16 protein-coding genes are annotated in these 23,159 nt (G+C 65.4%); 11 read left to right on the forward strand and 5 right to left on the reverse strand.

Annotation, left to right across the window (positions count from 1 at the left end; translation table 11 throughout):
* The 6 genes from F7P65_RS10590 to F7P65_RS10615 form a co-directional block, all read left to right on the forward strand.
* The coding region (locus F7P65_RS10590) for a DUF5801 repeats-in-toxin domain-containing protein (protein WP_240334263.1) at positions 1 to 4,237 on the forward strand (4,237 nt) is incomplete at its 5' end.
* Positions 4,238 to 4,279: 42 nt separating this feature from the next.
* Positions 4,280 to 4,987, forward strand: a complete 708-nt coding sequence (locus tag F7P65_RS10595; RefSeq protein ID WP_240334264.1) for an OmpA family protein — start codon at positions 4,280 to 4,282, stop codon at positions 4,985 to 4,987.
* A 12-nt stretch (positions 4,988 to 4,999) separates the two neighbouring features.
* The gene (locus F7P65_RS10600; RefSeq protein WP_150291722.1) at positions 5,000 to 6,394 is read left to right on the forward strand and encodes a TolC family protein; all 1,395 of its coding nucleotides are present in this window, start codon (positions 5,000 to 5,002) and stop codon (positions 6,392 to 6,394) included.
* Positions 6,395 to 6,501: 107 nt separating this feature from the next.
* Positions 6,502 to 8,661 (forward strand): type I secretion system permease/ATPase, encoded by a 2,160-nt coding sequence (locus F7P65_RS10605; RefSeq protein ID WP_150291723.1) that lies wholly within the window; start codon positions 6,502 to 6,504, stop codon positions 8,659 to 8,661.
* Entirely contained in the window at positions 8,658 to 9,659 is a 1,002-nt protein-coding gene (locus tag F7P65_RS10610; protein ID WP_150291724.1) for a cell wall hydrolase, read from the forward strand. Before F7P65_RS10605 ends, F7P65_RS10610 begins: the two co-directional genes overlap by 4 nt.
* Complete coding sequence (locus tag F7P65_RS10615) at positions 9,656 to 10,945, forward strand: HlyD family type I secretion periplasmic adaptor subunit (RefSeq protein WP_150291725.1); 1,290 nt, start codon at positions 9,656 to 9,658, stop codon at positions 10,943 to 10,945. Before F7P65_RS10610 ends, F7P65_RS10615 begins: the two co-directional genes overlap by 4 nt.
* Before the next feature lie 3 nt (positions 10,946 to 10,948).
* Here F7P65_RS10615 and F7P65_RS10620 read toward each other — a convergent pair whose 3' ends face one another.
* From F7P65_RS10620 to F7P65_RS10630, 3 genes are all read right to left on the reverse strand, one after another.
* Positions 10,949 to 11,995, reverse strand: coding sequence for a transglutaminase-like cysteine peptidase (locus F7P65_RS10620; RefSeq protein ID WP_150291726.1), 1,047 nt, complete (start codon positions 11,993 to 11,995; stop codon positions 10,949 to 10,951).
* Positions 11,996 to 12,077: 82 nt separating this feature from the next.
* Positions 12,078 to 14,054, reverse strand: coding sequence for a DNA topoisomerase IV subunit B (gene parE / locus F7P65_RS10625; protein ID WP_150291727.1), 1,977 nt, complete (start codon positions 14,052 to 14,054; stop codon positions 12,078 to 12,080).
* A 245-nt stretch (positions 14,055 to 14,299) separates the two neighbouring features.
* Positions 14,300 to 14,977 carry a GcrA family cell cycle regulator gene (locus tag F7P65_RS10630; protein ID WP_150291728.1) on the reverse strand — a complete coding sequence of 226 codons (678 nt, stop codon included), beginning with the start codon at positions 14,975 to 14,977 and terminating at the stop codon, positions 14,300 to 14,302.
* Positions 14,978 to 15,093: 116 nt separating this feature from the next.
* On the opposite strand from F7P65_RS10630, the gene F7P65_RS10635 reads away from it, so the two are divergent.
* Entirely contained in the window at positions 15,094 to 15,957 is an 864-nt protein-coding gene (locus tag F7P65_RS10635) for an ABC transporter permease (RefSeq protein ID WP_150291729.1), read from the forward strand.
* Here the strand turns inward: F7P65_RS10635 and F7P65_RS22500 are convergent, their stop codons facing one another.
* Both F7P65_RS22500 and F7P65_RS10640 read right to left on the reverse strand, forming a co-directional pair.
* On the reverse strand, positions 15,958 to 16,083 hold the full coding sequence (locus F7P65_RS22500) for a hypothetical protein (protein WP_275897556.1): 126 nt from the start codon (positions 16,081 to 16,083) through the stop codon (positions 15,958 to 15,960).
* Positions 16,083 to 17,402, reverse strand: coding sequence for a UDP-glucose dehydrogenase family protein (locus F7P65_RS10640; protein WP_150291730.1), 1,320 nt, complete (start codon positions 17,400 to 17,402; stop codon positions 16,083 to 16,085). Before F7P65_RS10640 ends, F7P65_RS22500 begins: the two co-directional genes overlap by 1 nt.
* A 159-nt stretch (positions 17,403 to 17,561) precedes the next feature.
* Here F7P65_RS10640 and wecB point away from each other — a divergent pair, with 159 nt between their 5' ends.
* The 4 genes from wecB (at position 17,562) to F7P65_RS10660 (ending at position 23,036) form a co-directional block, all read left to right on the forward strand.
* Positions 17,562 to 18,707, forward strand: a complete 1,146-nt coding sequence (wecB, locus tag F7P65_RS10645) for a non-hydrolyzing UDP-N-acetylglucosamine 2-epimerase (protein ID WP_150291840.1) — start codon at positions 17,562 to 17,564, stop codon at positions 18,705 to 18,707.
* A 74-nt stretch (positions 18,708 to 18,781) separates the two neighbouring features.
* Positions 18,782 to 20,077, forward strand: a complete 1,296-nt coding sequence (wecC, locus tag F7P65_RS10650) for a UDP-N-acetyl-D-mannosamine dehydrogenase (RefSeq protein WP_150291731.1) — start codon at positions 18,782 to 18,784, stop codon at positions 20,075 to 20,077.
* Positions 20,078 to 20,211: 134 nt separating this feature from the next.
* Positions 20,212 to 20,922 (forward strand): polysaccharide biosynthesis/export family protein, encoded by a 711-nt coding sequence (locus F7P65_RS10655; protein ID WP_150291732.1) that lies wholly within the window; start codon positions 20,212 to 20,214, stop codon positions 20,920 to 20,922.
* Positions 20,922 to 23,036, forward strand: a complete 2,115-nt coding sequence (locus F7P65_RS10660; protein WP_150291733.1) for a GumC family protein — start codon at positions 20,922 to 20,924, stop codon at positions 23,034 to 23,036. Before F7P65_RS10655 ends, F7P65_RS10660 begins: the two co-directional genes overlap by 1 nt.
* Positions 23,037 to 23,159: the final 123 nt, after the last annotated feature.

The raw sequence follows: 23,159 nt of genomic DNA on the forward strand, positions 1-23,159 counted from the left end.
GACCGTCACCGCGACGCAACTCGACAATTATGCCCATCATCCCGACATCACGGCCGATGACCTGGCGCAACTGGGCCATGTCGGCGTGGTCGCATCCGATCAGGATGGCGACAGCGCCACGGCGACCGTCAACCTGTCCGTTTCCGACGATGTGCCGTCACTGACGCTCGACGGCCCAACCAGCGTCGTTGAAGGCATGACGGCGACCGGCAGCTGGTCGGAGGTGATCGGCGCGGATCAGCCGGGCGCTTCAACGGAAGTCCTGTTCGGCGGCAACAGCTATGCGGTCGGTGCCGCAATCGATACGGGACTGGGCATTTTGACGGTGAAGGCCGACAATAGCTGGACCTTCGTCGCGAACAACAATCTCAACAACAGCCTCAATCCGTCGATCAGCTTCGACATCAAGGTGACGGACGCCGATGGCGACGTGGCGCAACATAGCCAGACGGTCGCGATCACGGACGGCACCGGCCCGACGGCGGGCGCGCCGCTCAGCCTCCAGATGGACGATCAGAATCTGGCGGGCGGCACGACGCAGGGCAATCCCGATTTCGTGTCGGGCAATGTCGGCTTCACCGCCGGGTCGGATGCGCTGACCGGCTTTGCCTTTGCGACGGACCTTTCCGCTCTCACCGGCGGCCTGACCTGGAACCGGGTCAGCGCCACGCTGATCGAGGGGTGGGACGGCCCGGTCGGCACCGGCACGAAGATCGTTGCGCTGACATTGTCGGCGCCTGCCTCCATCGGCGCGGGCCTTAGCGGCAATGTTCAGGTCGTCGCGACGCAACTCCACAATTATGACAGCCATCCGGGCATCAATGTGGACGACAGCGTCAATCTGGGCAGCGTCGGTGTCGTCGCATCCGATCAGGATGGCGACAGCGCCACGGCGACCGTGAACCTGTCTGTCTCCGACGACGTTCCTCACGCTGTCGACGATGGTCAGATCGCGACGGTCGACGACAATGCCGCGGGCATCGTCATCGGCACGGTGGCGGGCCTGCTCGGCAATGACAGATTCGGCGCGGACGGCGCCGGTACGCCGCCAATCGCGATCGGCACCGGCAGTCTGGGCGGCACCATCGCCATCGTCGGCGGCAACCTTGTCTATACGTCGCACCATAATATCACCGCGCCCTATGCGTCGGTGGGCGAGACGTTCACCTACACCATCAAGGATGGGGACGGCGACACCTCGTCCGCGACCTTCTCGGTCCTGCTGACCGATACGGGGCCGTCGATCGGCGCGGCGGCGGCAAGTTTCATCGTGGATGAGGACGGCCTTGCCAATGGCATGACCCAGCCAGTGACGGGCGACGTCGACGGCGCGGATACGGTGAAGACCGGCACGCTGGCCGGGCTGAACTTCGGCGTCGACGGTCCGGGCAACATCGCGCTGGGCGCGGTGGCCGACACGGGCCTGCGGACGCTGTCGGACCATGTGATCAAGACGGTGTGGGATTCGGTGAGCCATACGCTGACCGGTCAGGATGCGGTGACGGGGACGAATGTCTTCACCCTCCAGATCACCGACGTGGCGAGCGGCGCCTATCGCTTCGAACTGCTGTCGCCGATCAAGCACAGCGATCCGGCGAGCGAGGACAATAAAATCCTCTCCGTCGCGGTGACCGTCACCGACGCGGAAAATGAAAGCGCCAGCGGGACGATCACCGTCACCATCAACGACGACAGTCCGATGGTGACGGCCAGCCTGCCGACCGCAGCTTCGCTGGTGGTCGATGAAACCAACCTGGCGGCGGACACTACCGTCAGCTATGCGGGTAACTTTGCGGTGCTGTACGGTGCCGATGGCAAGGGATCGCTCAGCTATTCGCTGGGCGTCAGTGGACAGGGCGCCGCCACCAACATCCGCGACACCGCCACGGGCAACACCGTTTTCCTCTTCCTGGAATCCGGCAAGGTCGTCGGCCGCGAAGGCACCAGCTCAGCCAATGCAGCCGGCGGGCCGGTCGTGTTCCAGCTCACGGTCGATGCGCTTGGCGCGGTGACGCTGGATCAGCAGCGCGCCGTGCTGCACACGCCCGATACCGGCCCCAATCAGGCCATCGGGCTGGATGTGGGCGCCCTTATCACCCTGACCGCGACGGCGGTGGACGGCGATGGCGATGCGGTGAGCCAGCAGATCAACTTCGGCCAGACCATCAGCTTCCTGGACGATGCCGGTACGCTCGGCGCCTTCAGCAACATCACGGTGGTCAACGGCGCCAATGTCGTCGGCAACGGCACCTTCAGTTATAATCCCGGCGCCGATGGGCATGGCAATTTCACCATCACCGCCCCGACGCTGGCCGGCATCACCTACAGCACCACGCAAAACGCCACGGGCGCGCTGCTGACGGCGACCAGCGATCCCGATGGACCGGGGGGCAATCCGCCGGTCACCGTCTTCACGCTTCAGGTGAATGCGGACGGCACTTCGGTTTTCACGCTGGTCACGCCCCAGGCGGCATCGAGCGAGACGATCTCGCTGCTGGGCCTTTCTTCCGGCGGGCCGACGCCATTCCTCGAAACGCCGGATGGGCGGGTCGAATTCACCGGCAGCGGCAGCGGCGTGAACTCCTCCACCCAAGGCTTCGGCATTGCCAATCAGTTTGTCGCCAATGGCGAGAGCTTCACGATGGAGTTCCACAACCCCGGGCAGGCCGGCAATCAGGCCGCCAATGTCAATCCGGAGATGGTGAGTTCCATCGTCCTCAAGAATGACAGCATCAACGGATCGCTGAACATCAAGGTCACGGTCTATAATGACGTGACCGGCCAGTCGGAGGTGGTCTACACCAATCTTGCCGTCACAGGATCGTCGACCACCATCGATCCCGTGATGTCGGAGTTCAACCGCGTTTCCGTCGAGGGCGTGGGCGGCAGTGGGCAGGGCGTGCGCTTCACCACGCTGGTCCTCAACAAGACGATCCTGCCGGCCGATGTCGACCTGCATTTCACCGTGCAGGCGACGGACAAGGATGGCGATGTCACCACCACATCGCCGCTCAACGTCTTTGTCGATGCGACCAGCCCGACGCCGCCAGTGGCGATCGACCTGAATGGCGACGGCCTGCATTTCGTAGGTCTGGCCGCCGGAGTCAGCCATGATTATGGCAGCGGCGCGGTGGCGACGGCATGGGTGTCGTCGGATGATGGGCTGCTGGCCCACGCCACCGGCAACGGGCTCGACATCATGTTCACCGACGATGCCAAGGGCGCGACGAGCGACCTTGAGGGGCTTCGCCTTGCCTATGACAGCAATGGCGATGGCAAGCTGGATGCGGGCGACGCCGCCTTCCATGAATTCGGCGTCTGGCAGGATGCGAACGGCAATGGCGTGGTCGATCCGGGCGAATTCAAGTCGCTCACCGATCTTGGCATCGCATCGATCGATCTGACTGCCGACGGCAAAGGCTATCAGGCCGCAAATGGCGAAGTCACGGTTCTGGGCGAGGCGAGCTTCACCCGCACGGACGGCACCAAAGGCACGGTCGGGGACGTGATCTTCGCTACCGGCAGCAGCAGCGAGGCAAGCAAGACCGCGGAAAATACGTCCGCCGGTCTCAACCAGGCGCTGGTCGCGGCCAGTCTGGTCGCGGCGGTTGGCGCGGCCGAGACGGTGCAGGAAACGCAGCCTGCGTCGACCACCCAGCAAACCGCGCCGGTCGTGACGGAAACCGCTCCGGCCAGCAGCGCCACGGCGGAGCCGACGGCGGCCGAGAGCAAGGACAGCGCGCTCGCGCCGGCCGACGATCAATCGGCGCGTCAGGCTGAACAGCCCGCTCCACAGACAAGCCATGCCAGCGAGGAAGCGGCACCGGATCATGCCCGACTGTCGGGTGGCGGCGCGGCGCACACTCAGGCGGCGGATGCGGCGCAGACGGATCATCCTTCGCCGGGCGATCATCAGGGCCTGCTGGCGCAGTCGATCAACCTGCCTGCCTTTGACGGCAATGCGGCGGCGGTCCTGGCCGCTGCGGTCCATGGCCCGGCCGGACCGGCAGGCGCGAATGCGGCGGCGGAGGTCGTGAAGGAAGCGCTGGGTACCCATGACGCGCCGAATATCGATGCGCTGCTGGCGGCCTTGCCGGGCGGTGCGCATCCGGTGGCTCCAGTCTTGTTGAACCCGGTCGCCACAGAAGCGGTCGACAGCGGCCATCTGGCCGCGGCCGCAGCCATCTTCCACGCGGCGATGGCCGCGCACGAAGCCATGGCGGTCGCTCATGGCTGAGCCGGAAACGAACCTACCTCGCGGGGAATATTGGGGAGAGTGATGATGCGAAATGCGTTGGGGAAGGCGGCGGCTGCCGGGTTGGCGACCGCCATGCTGACGAGTGCGGCCTGGGCGGCGCCAGCTTCGCCCTTGCTGCAACTGGGCAAGTCCGAATTGAACGATGCGCTCAGAAGCCGTTATGACACGGCGGTCAAGGCCGCGGGCGACACGAGCGTGCGCGCCGCGCAGGACAGCCGCTGGACCTATGCGGTCGAGGCGAAGAACCAGTGCGGCATCGCCATCGGTTTCATCAAATCCGGCACGAAGGATGCGGACAGCATCAACAAGTGCGACGACTTTGTGGCCCGCCTCTCGGCGCCGCCACCGCCGCCGGTGTCGGCAGCTTCAGCCCCACCCGCGCTGGACTGTACGGCACCGGCGGTGTCCATCTTCTTCGACTGGAACATGGATACGCCGCTGCCCGAGGGCGTGAACACCGTCAACGCGCTAACGCAGACGGCGGCCCAGTGCGGCTGGAAGCGCTTCGGCGTCACCGGCTACACCGACACGTCGGGCGGCACCCGGTATAATGACGGGCTGTCGCTGCGCAGGGCGCAGAATGTGGCTGGCCTGATGAGCCAGGGCGGGGTCGCGATGGGTGCGATGACCGTCACCGGCCTGGGCGAAACCCAGCTCAAGATCGAAACCGCCGATGGTGTGCGCGAACCGATGAACCGTCGGGTCGAGATCACCGCCAGCGCGAATTAAGGGGAGGAAGGCATGACCATCATGCGCAAGACCTGCGGCAGCCTGATCGCCATTTGCGCGGCTGCCATGGTTTCGACGGGCTGGGCCCAGACCACGGATCTGAAGAGCGCCATTGCGGCGGCCATCGACAGCCACCCGGAAATCAACCAGGCGATCCAGAACAAGGAAGCCATAGAGTTCGAACGCGAGCAGGCGCAGGGCCTCTATCTGCCGCGCGTCAGTGTCGAGGGGTCTGCCGGCGTCCGCCGTCTGGATAATGCCACGCGTCGCGCCCTGAACCTGGATAATGAGACGCTCTGGCCGCTCGAAGCCAGCGTGACGGCCGAGCAAACCGTCTGGGATTCCGGCTATCGCAGCGCGGAAAAGCGGCGGCAGGCGGCGCGGACCGACGGCGCCGCGCTGCGTGTCGGCGAACGCTCGCAATTCGTGGCGCTGAACGTCACGCGCCAATATCTGGACTATATGCTCCAGCAGCGCGTCGTCGCAGCGTCGGAGGATAATATCGCCTTCCACCGCAAGCTGCTGGGCGACCTCAGCGAAGGCGTATCGAAGGGGTCGATCAGCATCGCCGACCAGCAGCAGGCCGAGGAACGGATGCAGGCGGCCCTCGTTCGCAAGAGCGAGGCGGAGCAGGACATGACCAATGCGGCCATCCAGTTCCGCACCCTGACCGGCCTGTCCATCGATCAGGTGACGATGCCCGATCCCGTCACCAATGCCGTTCCGCCGACTCTGGACGAAGCCATTGCCGCCGCGCGGACCAACAATCCGCTGGTTCGCGAGGCCGAAGCCGACGTGCAGGCGGCCCATGCGGTGGTGGATGAGGCGAAGTCGGAGCTTGGGCCGACGGTTGCGGTGGAAGGCACCGGCCGCGTGGGTCAGGACATTGACGGCTTCCGGGGCAACACCAATGATCTGCAGGGGCGGGTGGTCGTCCGCTGGCAGCTCTATAATGGCGGCATCAACCGGGCGAAGGTCCAGGAAATGAACCGCCGGACGAGCGAGGCCCGTTTCCGCCTCAGTCAGCGCCAGCGCGAGGCGGAGGAAGATGTCCGCACCGCCTGGAACCGCTGGGACACGGAAAAGAAACGCGTCAACGACCTGTCGCGGCAGGGCATGGTATCGGACAGCCTGCTGGTCTCCTATCGCGAGCAGTTCAATGTCGGGCGGCGTTCGTTGCTGGACGTGCTGGATTCGCAGAACACGCGTTTCAACACCCAAGTGCGGACGGAAACGGCCCGCTTCTCGGAGATTTTCGCGCAATATCAGATACTGGCGGCGACCAACCAGTTGCTCGACACGCTGGGGATTGCGGCGCCTTCGGATGCCAAGGCAGAGGCGCGCAAGAAATATGATGTCCCGGACCTGCCGCCCGCTGAATTGCAGCGGCGGCGCTATCCGGGTTGAGCATTTCGAAGCCGGCTGGGAACAGCCGAAGGCTCGCGAAATGCGGTGAAAGAAGCTGATCCATCTTTGGGGCTATCCGGGCGCAAGTCCGGATGGGCGGGTAAACAATGTTGGAACGAAGCACATTAAGTCTGGCCGAATGGCTGGACCATCAGGGCACGCCCAGCGACGAGTTGGTTGAGAGCATCGCCCATGCGGCGCGGCATTTCGACCGGTCGCCGGGGATCGTAAGCCTCCGCGCGGGCCTTGCCGTCGATGAATCCGGGCGTTTGCCCTTTCATCAGGCGGAATCCGCGCTCGATCAGATCGGTCTTTTGAGCGATCATGTCCGGGGTCGGCTGGACAAATGGCGGCCCGGCAATCTGCCCGCCATCCTGCCGCTGCGGGGCGGTCGCTTCCTGCTGCTGCTGGATGTGCGCGCCGGCGACGCGCTGGTGCAACTGCCCCATGCGACCGAACCGGTCTGGGCGCCGCTCAGTGATCTCGACAGCCATTTCACCGGCGAGGCGCTGGTCGTCATGGCCGATCATGGCCGCGAACGCGCCGAGGAACGCCCTTGGGATGAACGCGCCCGCCAGCACTGGTTCTGGCGTGAGGTGTGGCGGGCACGCGGCGCCTTCGGTTATGTCATGCTGGCGGCGGCGATCATCAACCTGCTCGCCTTCGCTTTGCCGCTGTTCACGATGAACGTCTATGACCGCATCATCCCGAACAAGGCGGCATCCAGCCTTTGGGTGCTGGGCGTCGGCGTGATGCTGGCCTTCAGCCTCGACTTCGCGCTGCGGATCGCCCGCGCAAGGCTGGTGGATGAGGCCGGGCGGGAGATTGACGAACGCCTGTCGCAACGGCTGTTCGAAAAGGTGATGAACACGCCACTCGCCAGCCGCGCGGGCAGCACCGGCGCTCTTGCGCGGCGGGTGTCCGAGTTCGAATCCGTGCGCGAATTCTTCACCTCGACCACAGTGGTCCTGGTGGTGGACATAGCGTTCCTCTTCTTCTTCGTCGCGATCATCGCGCTTCTGGGGGGCTGGCTGGCCATCGTACCGGTGGTCATGATGGGGATCATGGCGAGCGCGGGATTTTTCCTGCAACGGTCGATGGCCCGCCTGTCACGCGATGCGCAGGCGGACTCCAGCCTGCAAAGCTCCGCACTGGTCGAAGCCATTGGCGGCATCGAGACGCTGAAGGCGTGCCGCGCCGAGGGGCGGATGCTGGATCGCTGGCGCCGCTATGCCCGGATGAGCGCGGCGACGCAGGAAAAGCTGCGGCGGCTCTCTTCGAAGAGCGTCACGCTGGCCGCCCTGTGCCAGCAGGTGACGAGCATCGCTCTGGTCATCGGCGGTTTCTATATGTTCGCGGCGGGGGAGATTTCCATGGGCGCGATCATTGCCATCGTCATGCTGGCGGGGCGGTCGCTGGCGCCTGTGGGACAGCTGGCCTTCGTGATCGTACGGGCGCGGCAGGCAATGACAACGCTGGACAGCCTCCAGACGCTGATCGACCAGCCCGACGAGCGGCTCGACGGCGCGCGGGGCATCATACCCAAGATCCGCCAGGGCGCCATCGTCATGCAGGGGCTGGAATTCGCCTATCCCGGCGCCAGCCAGCCGAGCCTGCGCGGAATCGACCTGCGCATCGAGCCGGGCGATCGCATCGGCCTGATTGGGCGCGTCGCTTCGGGCAAGTCGACGCTGGGCCGGGTGATCTGCGGCCTCTATCCTCCGGCGGGTGGCGCGATGACCATCGACGATGTCGATAGCCGCCAATATCATCCGCACGAACTGCGCTCCGCCTTCCGCTATGTCGGGCAGGATGCCGAACTGTTCAGCGGATCGGTGCGCGAAAACCTGCTGCTCGGCGCGCGCGAAGCCGATGACGAAAAGCTGCTGGAGGCGCTCGAACGCTCGGGCGCATTCCGTTTCTTCGGACACGATGCGGCGGGGTTCGATCTGCACATCGGTGAGCGCGGCAATCGTCTGTCGGGTGGCCAGAGGAGTTTTCTGGTGCTGGCGCGCGCGCTGGTGGAACCGGCAAAGCTGCTCTTCCTCGACGAGCCGACCGGCGCAATGGACAATCAGACCGAAAATCTGTTCATCGACCATCTGGAAAAGGCGCTGGAGCCGGACCAGACGCTGATCGTGTCGACCCACCGCCATGCGTTGCTGCGGATCGTCGACCGGCTGATCGTGATCGATCAGGGCGTGGTGCTGGCCGACGGCCCGCGGGATGAGATCATCGGCCAGCTCCAGCGCGGAGCCGGGCAATGAGCGCGCTGGTTCGCAGCGTCGGTATCGCCGCGCCGGTGGCGCTGGCGGCGGCGACGGCAGCATTTTGGCATCATGCGCCGCCGCGCCCCGCCATGCACGCGAAGATCGTGGAATCCGCGCCGGCGATCCCGCGCCAATATCTGGCACTGGTTGCCCTGACGGAGCAGGCCGATCCTGCCGTGGAGGGCGATAGCATTGAAGGGGACAGGGCGCGGGAAGAAAATCAACGCCTCGGCTTTGCTGGCGGCGCGATCAGTGCGGCCAAGCCTTTTCGCGCCCTGGCGATGGCGGAGGAAGATCATGAACGCGCGCTCCAGTGCCTGACGCAGGCCATCTATTATGAAGCCGCCCGCGAACCCGAAAGCGGCCAGCGCGCCGTCGCGCAGGTGGTGTTGAACCGGGTGCGCCATCCGGCCTTCGCCAAGACGGTCTGCGGTGTCGTCTATCAGCGCTTCGATGCGTCGGTCTGCCAGTTCAGCTTCGTCTGCGACGGGTCCCTTGCACGGCACCCGCTGCCCGACCTCTGGAGTCGGGCGAAGCGGATCGCCGCCGATGCCTTGAATGGCCGGGTCGAAAAGGATGTTGGCACCGCGACCCATTATCACGCCGATTATGTCTTTCCGCGCTGGGCGCCGCATCTGGCGAAGCTGGCCCAGATCGGCGCGCATATCTTCTACCGCTGGCCGGGAGGATGGGGCCTGCCGGGCGCCTTTACCGGACGCTATGCGGGCGGTGAGCATATTCCCGCCTTCGACCCGACGCGCTTCGTCGCGGCGCCGCAGCCGATCATCGACTATCCGCCCGTCGCGGCCCTGCCGGAACGGCGGGCGGCCAATGATGTCGGCGGGCGCATGGACCCGACCAAGGGATGGAAGCTCTCCCTTCCCGATCCTTCGACAAGCGGCGGCGCGTTGAGCGAGATGCTCGCCCGCCAGCAAAAGGCCGCGCCAGTGACTCTGGCGGCCGACAACCACCATATTCAAGGGGTGCAACCATGATTTCGCGCTGGATAGGCTGGCTGCGGGGGCAACCGGGCAACAAGCAGGTGATCCTCTACAGCGGCGGCGGCATGCTGGTCTTCCTGATGTGGGCCAGCCTGGCGCCGGTGGATGAGGTGACGCGCGGGCAGGGCAAGGTGATCCCGTCCAGCAAGGCGCAGGTCATCCAGAGCGCGGAGCCGACCACTATCGAGGAAATCCTTGTCCGGTCGGGGCAGAAGGTGAGCAAGGGGCAATTGCTGGTGCGACTGGACGACGCCATCATGGCGTCGGAACTGGGGCAGCTTCAGGCGGAGACGCGTTCGTTGACGGCGCGGGCTGGCCGGCTGGAGAAGGAAGGCACCGGCGCGGGCGCGATCTGCGCGGCGGGGGCCGATGGCCGGATCGCGCCCGAATGCCAGCAGGAACAGGCACTGGCGCAGGTGCGCGAGTCAGCGCTGCGCAGCAAGCAGGACGCGCTGGCCGCGCAGGTCGACCAGCGCCGCCGCGAACTGGGCGAGGCGCAGGCGACCATCGAGAGCCTCGGCGGCAGCGTCGGCCTGGCGCGCAAGCGGGTGGAGATGTTGGAACCGCTGGCCGCCAAGTCGATCGTTCCGCAGACCGAACTGCTCGATGCCCGGCGCGAACTTGTGGATGCGCAGGGACGGTTGAACGCGGCGCAGCAACAGGCCTCGCGGGCCTCCGCCGCGATCCGCGAGGCGCAGGCGCAGCTTTCGGAGGCGAATTACCAGTTCCGGCAGGATGCGCTCAACGAACGCAGCCAGTTGGAAGCCAAGATCGCCGTGAACAGCGAGTCTCTTCGGGGCGCAAAAGGGCGGGCGCAGCGAGCGGAAATCCGTTCGCCCGTCGATGGCGTGGTGAACGATGTGCAGGTGACGACTATCGGCGGCTATGTCAGCCCCGGGCAGAAGATCATGCAGGTCGTGCCCGTCGGCGAGAAACTGTTGGTCGAAGCGCGGGTAAAGCCCAACGACATCGCCTTCATCAAGACTGGCGACCGGGCAGTAGTGAAGGTGACGGCTTACGACTTCTCCATCTATGGCGGCCTGACCGGAACGGTGCAGCAGGTGTCGGCCGACAGCGTCTATGACGAAGCGACGCGGGAGGCTTATTTCACCGTGGTCGTGGAGACCGATCGCGCCTGGCTTGGATCGGGCGCCCACAGGCTGCCGATCACGCCGGGCATGGTGTGCGACGTGGAGATTCTGACCGGGCGCAAGTCCGTGCTGGCCTATCTGTTGAAGCCGATCATGAAGGCGCGGTCGGAGGCGCTTCGGGAACGATAAGCGTCAACGCGCCGCGAACTGTACCGGCTGCGGCGTCGTTACCCGATAGCCATGGGTCCAGCGGCCAAAGGCATTGAAGCTCATGATCGGCCGATAGTCGCTGACGCTCGACGAAGGCAGCACCCGGTCGGTCATATTGTCGAGGATCATCAGCTCTCCGCCGATCCGCACCGCCAGCACGGCATGATCGGCCTGCCGGACCAGATCGCGGGCGATGACCAGGAACATGGCGCGCCGGTCGAAACCGGCCGCTTCAAGCAGCTTCATCTTGGCGACGGCATAATCCTCGCAATCGCCGGTGCCGCTTTGCAGCGTCCGGGCAGCGGAGGCCCAATCGTCGCCGCCCGCCCGGTCATCGACGAAGCGCAGCCGCCGGTTGACCCAACTGTTGATCAGCTCCACCTGCTGTTGCCCCGATCCGCTGCGAGCGGCGGTGACGATAGCGCTCCAGACACCCTTGCCGGGCAGGGCGGCCGAGACGGAAGCCCATTTGCGATCCAGCAGGCTGTGGGAAATCAGCATGGCGACCGAGCCGAACACATCGGGCTGACCGGTGCGCGGCAAGGGCTGGCCCGCGATCACGGGAAGCGGGCGAGCGGGCATGACGAAGCCGCTCGCCTGCGGGCCGCTTGCCTGCGGGCCGCTTGCCTGCGGGCCGCTTGCCTGCGGGAACGTCGTCGCCGTGGAGTCGGCGAGGAAACCGCGCATGAAGCCCGGCACCAGTTCCGGCTGGCGATAGCTGGTTATGGAGAGTTGGACACCCTGCAACTGCCAGCCTGGGAGCTTGCCGAAGACGTCGCCGAACCGCCGGTCGTTGACGATGGCATCCGGTGTGGCGGGCTGCATCATCCAGTTGGGCTGCATGGTTCCGCCCTGCTGCGCGCTGATCGCCGCCAGACGGCTCATGCCGCCGGCCAGCAGATTGGCGGAAATGCGGTCGACGGGCGCATAGGCCGTCTGCGCCACGGCATGGCCGCCGCCAGCCATGGCCAGCAGGGCGGGTGCGGCGCGATAGGCGGCAAGACGAAGGAGCGGGGCTAAGCCTGACATGCTTGCCCATATCGCGCCAAAGATTGAACATCCGGTGCGCCGCGCTGGTTAACGCGGCGCTAGGCATGAATTGGGGAAGGGGTCAGGCGTCGATGCTTTCCTCATCGACGGTCGCGGCATTTTCCTGAATGAAGGCAAAGCGATGCGCCGGATTGGTACCCATCAGCCGGTCGACCAGTTCGCGCACCTGCTGCCGGTCCTCGACATCATCGGGCAGGGTCACGCGGATCAGGCTGCGCGTTTTCGGGTCCATGGTCGTTTCGCGCAACTGGCCCGGGTTCATCTCGCCCAGCCCCTTGAAGCGGCTGACCTCGACCTTCTTGCCCTTGAACTCCTTGCGCAAAATCTGTTCGCGATGCGCATCGTCCTTGGCATAGAGGCTCTTGCCCCCCGCGACCAGCCGATAGAGCGGCGGTTGCGCCAGATAGAGATGCCCGCGCCGCACCAGTTCCGACATCTCCTGAAAGAAGAAGGTCATCAGCAGCGTCGCGATATGCGCGCCGTCCACGTCCGCGTCGGTCATGATGACGATGCGTTCGTAGCGGAGGTTGTCGGGATTGCAGTCCTTGCGCGTGCCACAGCCCAGCGCCAGGATCATGTCGGCAATCTCCTGATTGGCGAGGATCTTCGCGGTGTTGGCAGAGGCCACGTTCAATATCTTGCCGCGCAGGGGCAGGATCGCCTGCGTTTTGCGGTCGCGCGCCTGCTTGGCCGAACCGCCCGCCGAGTCGCCCTCGACCAGGAAGATTTCCGCGCCCTCCGGATCGTCGTTCGAACAGTCGGTCAGCTTGCCCGGCAGCCGCAGCTTGCGCGCGCTGGTGGCCGTCTTGCGCTTGATCTCCTTCTCCTGCTTGCGCTTCAGCCGCTCGTCCATCCGGTCGAGCACATAGGCGAGCAGCGCCTTGCCGCGCTCCATATGGTCGGACAGATAATGGTCGAAATGGTCGCGCACGGCATTCTCGACCAGCCGCGCGGCTTCCGGACTCGTGAGCCGGTCCTTGGTCTGACTCTGGAACTGCGGGTCGCGGACGAAGACCGACAGCATGACCTCCGAGGAAGTCACGATGTCATCGGCGGTGATGTCCTTCGCCTTTTTCTGCCCGACCAGTTCGCCAAAGGCGCGGATGCCCTTCACCAGCGCGGCGCGCAAACCCGCTTCATGGGTGCCGCCATCGGGCGTCGGGATGGTGTTGCAGTACCAGCTGTAGGACCCGTCCGACCAGAGCGGCCAGGCGACCGCCCATTCGACCCGGCCCGCGGAATCGGGAAAATCCTGGCTGCCGGAGAAAAAGGCGCTGGTCGCGCATTCGCGGTCGCCGACCTGTTCCTTGAGATGATCGGCCAGACCGCCGGGGAACTGGAACACGGCCTCTGCTGGCGTGTCGTCGGTGATGAGTTCGGGCGCGCATTTCCAGCGAATTTCAACGCCCGCGAACAGATAGGCTTTCGACCGCGCCAGCCGGTAAAGGCGGGAGGGCTTGAACTTCTGCTCCCCGAAAATCTCATGGTCGGGGATGAAGCTGACTGCTGTACCACGCCGGTTGGGCGCGGCGCCGACCTTCTCCAGTCCGCTGGTCGGCAGGCCCTGCGCGAAACTCTGGCGGAACAGTTCCTTGTTGCGGGCGACCTCGACCACGGTGACGATCGACAGCGCGTTCACCACGCTGATACCCACGCCATGCAGGCCGCCCGATGTGGCATAGGCCTTGCCCTCGAACTTGCCGCCCGAATGGAGCGTGGTGAGGATCACCTCCAATGCCGACTTGCCGGGGAATTTCGGGTGCGGATCGACCGGAATGCCACGGCCATTGTCCGTGATGGTGAGCTTGTTGCCCGCTTCCAAAGTCACCTCGATCCGGGTGGCGTGGCCGGCGACCGCCTCGTCCATGCTGTTGTCCAGCACTTCGGACGCGAGGTGGTGGAGAGCCCGCTCGTCCGTGCCGCCGATATACATGCCGGGGCGGCGGCGCACCGGCTCCAATCCTTCCAGCACCTCGATAGTGGAGGCATCATATTGCGGCGCGGCGGTGGTGTTGGCGGCGAACAGGTCTTCGGACATGGCGACAAGCTATAAGGGAGAGCGCGTCGGGCGCAAGCGGGGGAATCATGTCCTGCGCTTCAAAGCTGTCCGGTTCGGCCGCACGGCGTTCGGCCAGGAAAAAGGGCCGCTCCAGAAGGGGCGGCCCTTTGTCGTTTTCCTGGAGCGCGCTGCGTTAAATCGGACGCAGGTTGCGCGCTCTCAGTTTTGTTGTCGCATCCTTTATGCGGAAAAGCGGTTTCCACCTTTCCGCACGATGCTCTTGGTCAGCGAACGCGCGGCCCGCCAAAGGGCAGCGGCGGCGGCGGGCGGCGGGTGCCGCGCGGAAGCTGCGCCTGATAGGCGCGGCCGCAATGTTCGACGCAATAGGGGAAGCCGGGGTTCACCGCTTCGCCGCAGAAATGGAAGTCCGGTTCGCCCGGATGGCCCATCGGCCATTTGCAGATGCGCTCGGTCAGGTCCAGCAGCGACGTCTTGCCGGCGATTTCCGGGCTGGGCTTGGCGGGCACCAGACGGCGCGGCGGGGCAGGCGGGATCGGCGCCTGCTGGTCGCCGGGACCCTGGCGCAGAAAGCCACCGGGACCGACGGAGATGATGCGCGGCTTCGGCGCGGGGGCTTCCGTTTCCGGGGTTGCCGCGATCGGAGCCGGCGCGGGCGCGACGGGGGGCGCGGACCGAACCGGAGCGGGCGCGGCAGGATGCACGGGCGCCGCTGGCTTGGGCGCTTCCGCCTCGGGGGCAGGCTTGCGCACGGGCGGCGCGGCCTTCTTGGGCGCTTCGTTGGCTTTTACCGGGGAAGGACGCGATTGCAGGCCCAGGCGATGCGCCTTGCCGATCACCGCATTACGGCTGACCCCGCCCAGTTCGTCCGCGATCTGGCTGGCGGTCAGGCCCTTTTCCCACATTGCCTTGAGCTGGTCGATACGCTCGTCGGTCCAGGACAATGAATGACTCCTCAAAATCTTTGCATTCGCGCCCTATATGGGGGGCGCCCGCGCAGGTTCAAATCTGCGCACAACGCCCTTGCGGCACATCAGATGAGCCGATAGTCGATCTGCCCATGAACAACCAGTCCAAAATTGCCCAATCCCCCAATGCGGCCTCCGCCTCGCAGCACCCGCCCTTCCATGAGCCGGGCGAGATGGTCATCCGCAATGTGAACTGGGCCGGGACTCGCGCGCTCTACCGCAAGGAAGTGCGGCGGTTCATGAAAGTGCAGCTTCAGACCATCTGGGCGCCCGCGGTCACGACCCTGATGTTCCTGGTGATCTTCACCCTCGCGCTGGGCGGCGCGAACAAGCAGGTGCTGGGCGTGCCCTTCGCCGATTTCATCGCGCCGGGCCTGATGATCATGGGCATGATGAACAATGCCTTCGCGAACAGCAGCTTTTCCCTGCTGGCGGGCAAGATGCAGGGGACGCTGATCGATTATCTGATGCCGCCGCTGTCGGTCAGCGAATTGCTGCTGGCGCTGGTCGGCGCGGCTGTCACGCGGGCCTTCTGCGTCGGGCTGGCGTTGTGGGGCGCGATGGCGCTGTGGCCGGGCGTGCATGTGACGCCGGCGCATCCCTGGGCCATCCTGTGGTTTGGATTGATGGGCGCGGGGCTGACGGCCTTTATCGGCGTGCTAACCTCCATCTGGGCGGAAAAATTCGACCATGCCGCCGCCATCACCAATTTCGTGATCGGGCCGATGACCTTGCTGTCCGGGACCTTCTATTCCATCGACCGGCTTGCGCCCGCGTTCCGCGCGATCAGCCATGCCAACCCCTTCTTCTACGCGATTTCGGGCTTCCGCTACGGTTTCGTCGCGGCGGCCGATGGGGATGTCGTGGTGGGCAGTCTGGTGCTGCTGGCGCTGAATATCGCTCTTGGCCTGCTGTGCTACACGCTGCTCAAGCGCGGGTGGAAGCTGAAGGCGTGATCAGGTCAATCCCGCGATAACCGGCACGATCTGCGTCAGCGCGAACAAGGCGACAGCCGCGATCGCCCAATAATGCAACCGGGGAAGGGCGCGGTGATCGCGCCCTTCCGATGGTTTCAACAGCATCAGGCCTCGACGCCCGCGCTGCCGACGCGGGTGAGCGAGAAGCCCGCCGCCTCGACCTCCGCGCGGGGATAGATGTTGCGCAGGTCGATCAGCACCGGCTTGTTCATCGAGACGGCCAGCCGCTTCAGGTCCAGCGCCCGGAACGCATCCCATTCCGTCACCAGCACCAGCGCATCGGCGGCCCGCGCTGCGTCATAGGCGTCCTTCGCCATGGTCACGCCCGCCATCATCGGCGCGGCGACCTCCATGCCTTCGGGGTCATAGGCGACGATCTTCGCGCCCGCATCCTCCAGCGCCTGGACGATGGCCAGGCTGGGCGCGTCGCGCATGTCGTCGGTATTGGGCTTGAAGGTAAGGCCCAGCAGCGCGACCGTCCGGCCCCGCGCGTCGCCGCCCAGCGCCTTCACGATCTTGCGCCCCATAGCCCGCTTGCGCAGGTCGTTCACCTGCACCACGGTTTCGACGATGCGGATCGGCGCTTCATAATCCTGCCCGGTCTTGACCAGCGCCAGCGTGTCCTTCGGGAAGCAGGAGCCGCCATAACCCGGTCCGGCATGCAGGAATTTCGACCCGATGCGATTGTCCAGGCCGATGCCGCGCGACACGTCCTGCACTTCGGCGCCGACCGCTTCGCACAGGTCCGCCATTTCGTTGATGAAGGTGATCTTGGTCGCCAGGAAGGCGTTGGCGGCATATTTGATCAGTTCCGCCGTGCGCCGTCCCGTGAACATCAAAGGTGCCTGATTGAGGTTCAGCGGGCGATAGATCTGCCCCATCACAGCAATGGCCCGCTCGCTGCCGGTGGTACCGACCACGACGCGATCGGGCCGCTTGAAATCGCTGATGGCCGCACCCTCGCGCAGGAATTCGGGGTTGGACACGACTTCGATGTCGAGATCGGGGCGAACGTCCCTGACGATGCGTTCCACTTCATCGCCGGTGCCGACAGGCACGGTGGATTTGGTGACGATGACGGTGGGGCCGTCCAGCGATTCCGCGATTTCCTTCGCGGCAGCATAGACATAGCTCAGGTCCGCATGGCCGTCGCCCCGGCGGGACGGCGTGCCGACAGCGATGAAGATCGCATCCGCGCCCTTCACGCCCTGCGCCAGATCGGTGGTGAAGGTCAGTCGCCCGGCCGAGGCGTTGCTGCCGACGAGATGGTCGAGGCCGGGTTCAAAGATCGGCATCCGTCCGGATTCGATCGCGGCAATCTTGCCCGCATCCTTGTCCACGCACACCACATCATGGCCGAAATCGGCGAAGCAGGCGCCTGACACCAGCCCGACATAGCCCGTGCCGATCATCGTGATCTTCATAAAATAACTCAGCCCTTTATTGTGGGGTAGATGGTGTCCGGCCTCTAGCACAGGTCGCTGCGCCTGCGAAAGCACGCGTCTGGAGTACCCCTGTTCAGAGGATGGTTACCATTTTCTGTCAGGGGCTTATCCGGAATGGCGGCTTGCGAAGGGGAAATGATGAAGGTTGCTCTGGTGTTCGGGACGCGCCCGGAGGCGATCAAGCTGTTTCCCGTAATCCATGCGCTGCGGGCACGGGACAATGTGGAGACGCGCGTGATCGTGACCGCGCAGCATCGCGGCCTGCTGGATCAGGTGCTGGAGATTGCCGGCATCGTGCCCGACATCGACCTGGACGTGATGACGCCCAACCAGACGCTGGACGGCCTCACCGCGAAGCTGATCGTCGAACTGGGGCATGCCTTCGACGCGGAAAGGCCCGACCGCGTGGTGGTGCATGGCGACACGCTGACCACCATGGTCGCCAGCCTGGCCGCCTATTACCGCAAGATTCCGGTCGCCCATGTCGAGGCGGGTCTGCGCAGCGGCGATATTCACCATCCCTGGCCCGAGGAGGTGAACCGCCGCGTCGTCGCCTGCATCGCCGACATGAACTTTGCCCCGACTGAGGGCGCTGCCAACGCCCTGCTGGCCGAAAATCGCGCGCCGGGGAGCGTCCATGTCACCGGCAATACCGTCATCGACGCCCTGCTGGCGACGCGGCGGCGCGTGCTGGCCGAGCCTGCTCTTGCCGCCGGTCTCGACAATCTCGCCCGGCGATTCGAGGGCAAGCGCATTGTCGCCGTCACCAGCCACCGCCGCGAGAATTTCGGCGGCGGCATGGAAGCCATCGCTCGCGCCATCGCCGAGATCGCGAGCCGCCCGGATGTGGCGGTGATCTTCCCTGTCCACCCCAATCCCAATGTCCGCCCGGTGATGGACGCGGTGCTGGCGGATAAGCCCAATGTCGCGATGATCGAGCCGCTGGACTATCCCCATTTCGTCCGATTGCTCGATCTCAGCCATCTTGTTCTCACCGACAGCGGCGGCGTGCAGGAGGAAGCGCCCTCGCTCGGCAAGCCGGTTCTTGTCATGCGCGAGACGACCGAGCGACCCGAAGGCGTTTTGGCGGGAACGGCAAAGCTGGTCGGCACCGACCGCGCCGCCATCGTGCGCTCCGTGTTCGAGTTGCTCGACGACGAGGCCGCCTACACCGCCATGTCCCGCGCCCATAACCCCTTTGGCGACGGCCATGCGGCGGAGCGGATCGCGGATGTCATCGCCGCCAGCGCCAGAACGCAAAAGGATTGGCACGAGGCCGCCTGATCCCGGCCGTTACCGAAATTTTCAGCATTTCCAGTCAGAAACCGATCGAAATCATCGACTTTCCAGGATGGCCCATGCCTCTCGACAAGCTCCAGCAGAAGGTTTCCGTCATCGGCCTTGGCTATATCGGCCTGCCGACCGCCGCGCTCATCGCCCGTGGCGGGGCGCAGGTGGTGGGCGTCGACGTCAGCGCCCATGTGGTGGACACGGTCAATTCGGGCCGCGTCCATATCGAGGAAGTGGATCTCGACGGCCTGGTGCAGGGCGTGGTTTCGCGCGGTAATCTGCGTGCCAGCCTGCATGTCGAACCGAGCGACGTGTTCATCATCGCCGTCCCGACTCCGGTGGCGGAGGATCGCGCGCCCGACATCGGCTATGTCCTGAAGGCCGCCCGCACCGTTGCGGAGGTATTGAAGGCCGGCGATACGGTGATCCTTGAATCCACCTCCCCGGTAGGCACCACCGAAGCCATGCGCGACCTCTTTGCCGAACTGCGTCCGGACCTCAAAATGCCGGGGCAGGGGACTGCGGGCGACATCGCCATCGCCTATTGTCCGGAACGCGTCCTTCCCGGCCGGATATTGGTCGAACTGATCGACAATGACCGCTGCATCGGCGGTATCACGCCGCGCTGCGCCCGCAAGGCGCTGGGCTTCTACCGCCAGTTCGTGCGCGGCGCCTGCATCACCACCAGCGCCCGCGCGGCGGAAATGGTGAAGCTGGTCGAAAACAGCTTCCGCGACGTCAACATCGCCTTCGCCAACGAACTGAGCGTCATTGCCGAGCGCATGGACATCGATGTCTGGGAAGTCATTCGCCTCGCCAACCGTCACCCGCGCGTGAATATCCTGCAACCCGGCCCCGGCGTGGGCGGCCATTGCATCGCGGTCGACCCCTGGTTCATCGTCCATGGCGACCCGGAAAACAGCCGACTCATCCGCACGGCCCGCGAAGTCAATGACGGCAAGACCGACCATGTCGTCGCCAAGGCGTCCGACCTCATCGACGAATTTCCGGGCGAGGAGATCGCTTGCCTCGGCCTCGCCTTCAAGGCGAATATCGACGACTTCCGCGAAAGCCCGGCTGTGAAGGTCGCAGCCCGCCTCGCGAAGCGCTATGGCCGCCGGGTCAAACTGGTCGAACCCTACGCCCATGACCTGCCGATGGAGTTTGCCGGAACCGGTGCGGAACTGATCGATCTCGATACGGCTCTGGAACAATGTGGCGTGTTCGTCATTCTTGTCGATCATGATATGTTCAAATCGGTTCCGGTGGACGAGCGTTTCGGCAAGGCGGTCTACGACACTCGTGGTGTCTGGCCCGATCAACCGCGTCGCATCGTCCCGGATCAGGCCCGCATCGCCCTGTGACGGGTCCTGTGATGGGCCATGTGAAGGGGCAGGCCCATGCCCTACAGGTTGCCATCGCCTTTCCACGCCGTTAACCCCGGCCCGAACGGCAGGCTTTTCGCGTGCCGCCTGAAAAGTGCGGGGATTTTAACGGCATGAACCGGCCGATTGACAGCAAGAGCCCGACATTGGCCGCGATAATGGCCTGCGCGCTGCTCGGTGCCTGTTCGACCGTGGAGGATGCGCCCAAGGGGGAGGCGGCCTATGCCGCCATACCGCCAGCCCCAGCCGTTGGCATGGATTACCGCATCTCTTCCGACGACGTGCTGCGCATCCAGGTTTATCATGAGCCTGACCTGTCGCTGGAGGACGCGCAGGTGACGGCGGCGGGCATGGTCCGCATGCCGCTGATCGGGGACGTGTCGGTCGCCGGGCTTTCCGCCAGCGAGGCGTCGGACGTCATCGCCGGGCGATTGGGGGAGCGCTATCTCGTCTCGCCGCAGGTGACGGTGTTCGTGAAGAAGGCAGCCGGCCGTCGCATCACTGTGGACGGCGAGGTGCGCGAACCCGGCCTCTTCCCCATCGACGGACGCATGGGCCTGCTTCAGGCGGTCGCTCTTGCCAAGGGGCCGTCACGGCTCGCCAGCCTGGGCCAGATCGTCGTGGTGCGGCAGGCCGATGGCCAGCGCAAGGCGGCGATGTTCGACCTTTCCGCCATCCGCAAGGGGGAGGCGCCCGATCCGGAAATCCTGCCCGGCGACACCGTGATCGTCGGCCTGTCGCGGGCGAAGGCGATATTGGGCGGGGCGTTGCTGGCGATTCCGGCGGTGGGCGTGGGCTTCATCGCGCTGGACGGAGGACGGTAATGGCGGGTCCGGGCCTTCTGATCGACGCCGACAGCGCCGCCATGACGATGGAAGGGCGCGCCGCGCGCTTTGCCGCAGGGACCAGCGCGGCTTGGGTGGCGATCCGGCGGCATCGCATCATCCTGTTCGCCACCATGGCGCTCTGCCTGCTGGCGGGGGTGGTATTCATCCTGCTGTCGACCCCGGATTATCGAGCGACGGCCTCGGTCGAGGTGGAGGATGTGCCTGCCGGTGCCGCGGGCGCCCCCACCGCGCAGAGGCAGGTCACGCCGACCGACAATGAAGCGATGATGCAGACGGAACTGGAAGTGCTGCGCAGCCGCGCCCTGGCGGAGGATGTGGCGCGCGAACTGGCGCTGGTCGGCAGCCGGACTTTCTTCGACGGCATGAACGTTAGGCGGCCCGATCGCGGCTCCGGCTCGCTCAGCCAGCGACAGGTCGAAACGGAGAAGGTCGTCGGCCTGCTGCGCGACAATCTGAAGGTCGAACTGCCCGGCAAATCGCGGGTCATCCGCATCGGTTTCACCAGCGCCAATCCGGTGCTTTCGGCGCGGGTGGCCAACAGCTATGCCGACAGCCTGATTCGCGCCGATCTGAAGAGGGGCTTCGAATCCGGTGTGCAGGCGCGGCGTTTCTTGCTGGGAGAGTTGGACGGCGCGCGCAAGGATCTGGAGCGGGCGGAACGCGATCTGGCCGTCTATGCGGCCAATGCCGGGGCGATGGTCCCCTCCGAAACGAAGGAAGGCGACGGTGCTGATGCGCCGCCCGAAGGGAGTACCGTCACCCGTCTTGCCCAGCTCAACGCTTTCCGTGCCCAAGCGACCGCGGATCGGATCGCCGCGCAGAAACGCTGGGAAAGCGCGCGCATGTCCAGCGTGGAAACCCTGCCCGAAGTGCTGAACAACGGCGCGATGCAGCAGATTATGACGGACCGGGCGCAGGCCCGCGCGCAGGTCGTGCAGGAACGGCAGTTCCGCAAGGATGCCCATCCCGAAATGCGCGAGGCCCGTGCCCGGCTGGCGGCGCTGGACGATCAGGCGACGGCGATGGCGGGCACGATCCGCGCCTCGCTCAAGGAACAATATGACGTCGCCGTCCATGGCGAAAAGCAGATCCAGTCGGAAATCGCCAAGGTCGAGCGACAGGCCCAGACCGAGCGTGGGCGCGGCGTGCAGATGAGCATATTGGAGCGGCAGGTCGATACCTACCGCCTGCTGCATGACAGCCTGCTCCAGCGCTATCGCGACATGGCGTCGCAGGCCGGCTTCCAGGCCGGGCGCATCCAGCCGCTCGACCGGGCGGCGGTGCCATCGCGTCCTTCCTCGCCCAATATCGGCGTCACCATGCTGCTGGCCTCGCTGGGCGGATTGGTGCTGGGGCTGATGGCCGTGGCCGGGCGGCATATTTTCGACGATGCGGTGACGTCCGCCGATACGCTGGCGGAGCGGGTGAACCTGCCGTTGCTGGGCGCAGTCCCTGCGGGGGAGAAACCGGCGGCGGAGATTTTCGCGCCCATGGCCTCCTCGCTGCTGCTCGGATCGGCGGCGGGCCTGCCGCGCTCGATCCTTGTCACCAGCGCGCAGGAAGGCGAGGGGAAGTCCTCCACCCTGTATGCGCTGGCGAAAGCACTGGCAAAACTCGAAAAGCGGGTGTTGGTGATCGACGCGGATATGCGGCGGCCCAAACAGCACAGCCTGTTCGGCGTCGCGCCCAGCCGAGGGATCAGCGAATTGATGACCGGCCAGGCGAAGATCGACGAGGCGATCGTCGAAAGCGGCGTGCCGGGCATCTCCCTGCTCCCCTGCGGCGCGATTCCACCCAATCCGGCGGAACTGCTCGTCACTCCGGCCATGGATTCGCTGCTGGCGACGGTGCGCGAACGCTATGACACGGTGCTGATCGACGCGCCGCCCATTCTCGGCCTGTCGGACGCGTCATTGCTTGCCGCGAAGGCGCAGGTGACGCTGCTGGTGGTCGAATGGGGCCGCAACCATCATGGTGGGCTGCGCGTCGCCGTGGATCGCCTGCGCCGCGCTGGAGGCGCGATCATCGGCGCCATCCTGACCAAGCAGCAGGGCAGGGCGTTCGAATATGACTATCACCGGGGCGGATAGGACAGGGGGCCTTGCGCGATGGGTTTTGATCGCATCTGAGCGCTGCACTGCACTCCCATTCTTTGACCTTACTCCCATAAGGAAAGGGTCGAGAACCGCTGTTCCCGACCCTCAATCCTGTCA

The sequence above is a fragment of the Sphingobium estronivorans genome (assembly GCF_008692605.1).
Taxonomy (GTDB): Bacteria; Pseudomonadota; Alphaproteobacteria; order Sphingomonadales; family Sphingomonadaceae; genus Sphingobium; species Sphingobium estronivorans.

What these genes read in the sequence shown, in the direction of transcription:
- F7P65_RS10635 (WP_150291729.1), top strand. Translation starts at nt 15,094, where the DNA reads ATGAACAACCAGTCCAAAATTGCCCAATCCCCCAATGCGGCCTCCGCC.
- wecB (WP_150291840.1), top strand. Translation starts at nt 17,562, where the DNA reads ATGAAGGTTGCTCTGGTGTTCGGGACGCGCCCGGAGGCGATCAAGCTG.
- F7P65_RS10595 (WP_240334264.1), top strand. Translation starts at nt 4,280, where the DNA reads ATGATGCGAAATGCGTTGGGGAAGGCGGCGGCTGCCGGGTTGGCGACC.
- parE (WP_150291727.1), bottom strand. Translation starts at nt 14,054, where the DNA reads ATGTCCGAAGACCTGTTCGCCGCCAACACCACCGCCGCGCCGCAATAT.
- F7P65_RS10620 (WP_150291726.1), bottom strand. Translation starts at nt 11,995, where the DNA reads ATGTCAGGCTTAGCCCCGCTCCTTCGTCTTGCCGCCTATCGCGCCGCA.
- wecC (WP_150291731.1), top strand. Translation starts at nt 18,782, where the DNA reads ATGCCTCTCGACAAGCTCCAGCAGAAGGTTTCCGTCATCGGCCTTGGC.
- F7P65_RS10640 (WP_150291730.1), bottom strand. Translation starts at nt 17,402, where the DNA reads ATGAAGATCACGATGATCGGCACGGGCTATGTCGGGCTGGTGTCAGGC.
- F7P65_RS10605 (WP_150291723.1), top strand. Translation starts at nt 6,502, where the DNA reads ATGTTGGAACGAAGCACATTAAGTCTGGCCGAATGGCTGGACCATCAG.
- F7P65_RS10655 (WP_150291732.1), top strand. Translation starts at nt 20,212, where the DNA reads ATGAACCGGCCGATTGACAGCAAGAGCCCGACATTGGCCGCGATAATG.
- F7P65_RS10660 (WP_150291733.1), top strand. Translation starts at nt 20,922, where the DNA reads ATGGCGGGTCCGGGCCTTCTGATCGACGCCGACAGCGCCGCCATGACG.
- F7P65_RS10600 (WP_150291722.1), top strand. Translation starts at nt 5,000, where the DNA reads ATGACCATCATGCGCAAGACCTGCGGCAGCCTGATCGCCATTTGCGCG.
- F7P65_RS22500 (WP_275897556.1), bottom strand. Translation starts at nt 16,083, where the DNA reads ATGCTGTTGAAACCATCGGAAGGGCGCGATCACCGCGCCCTTCCCCGG.
- F7P65_RS10610 (WP_150291724.1), top strand. Translation starts at nt 8,658, where the DNA reads ATGAGCGCGCTGGTTCGCAGCGTCGGTATCGCCGCGCCGGTGGCGCTG.
- F7P65_RS10615 (WP_150291725.1), top strand. Translation starts at nt 9,656, where the DNA reads ATGATTTCGCGCTGGATAGGCTGGCTGCGGGGGCAACCGGGCAACAAG.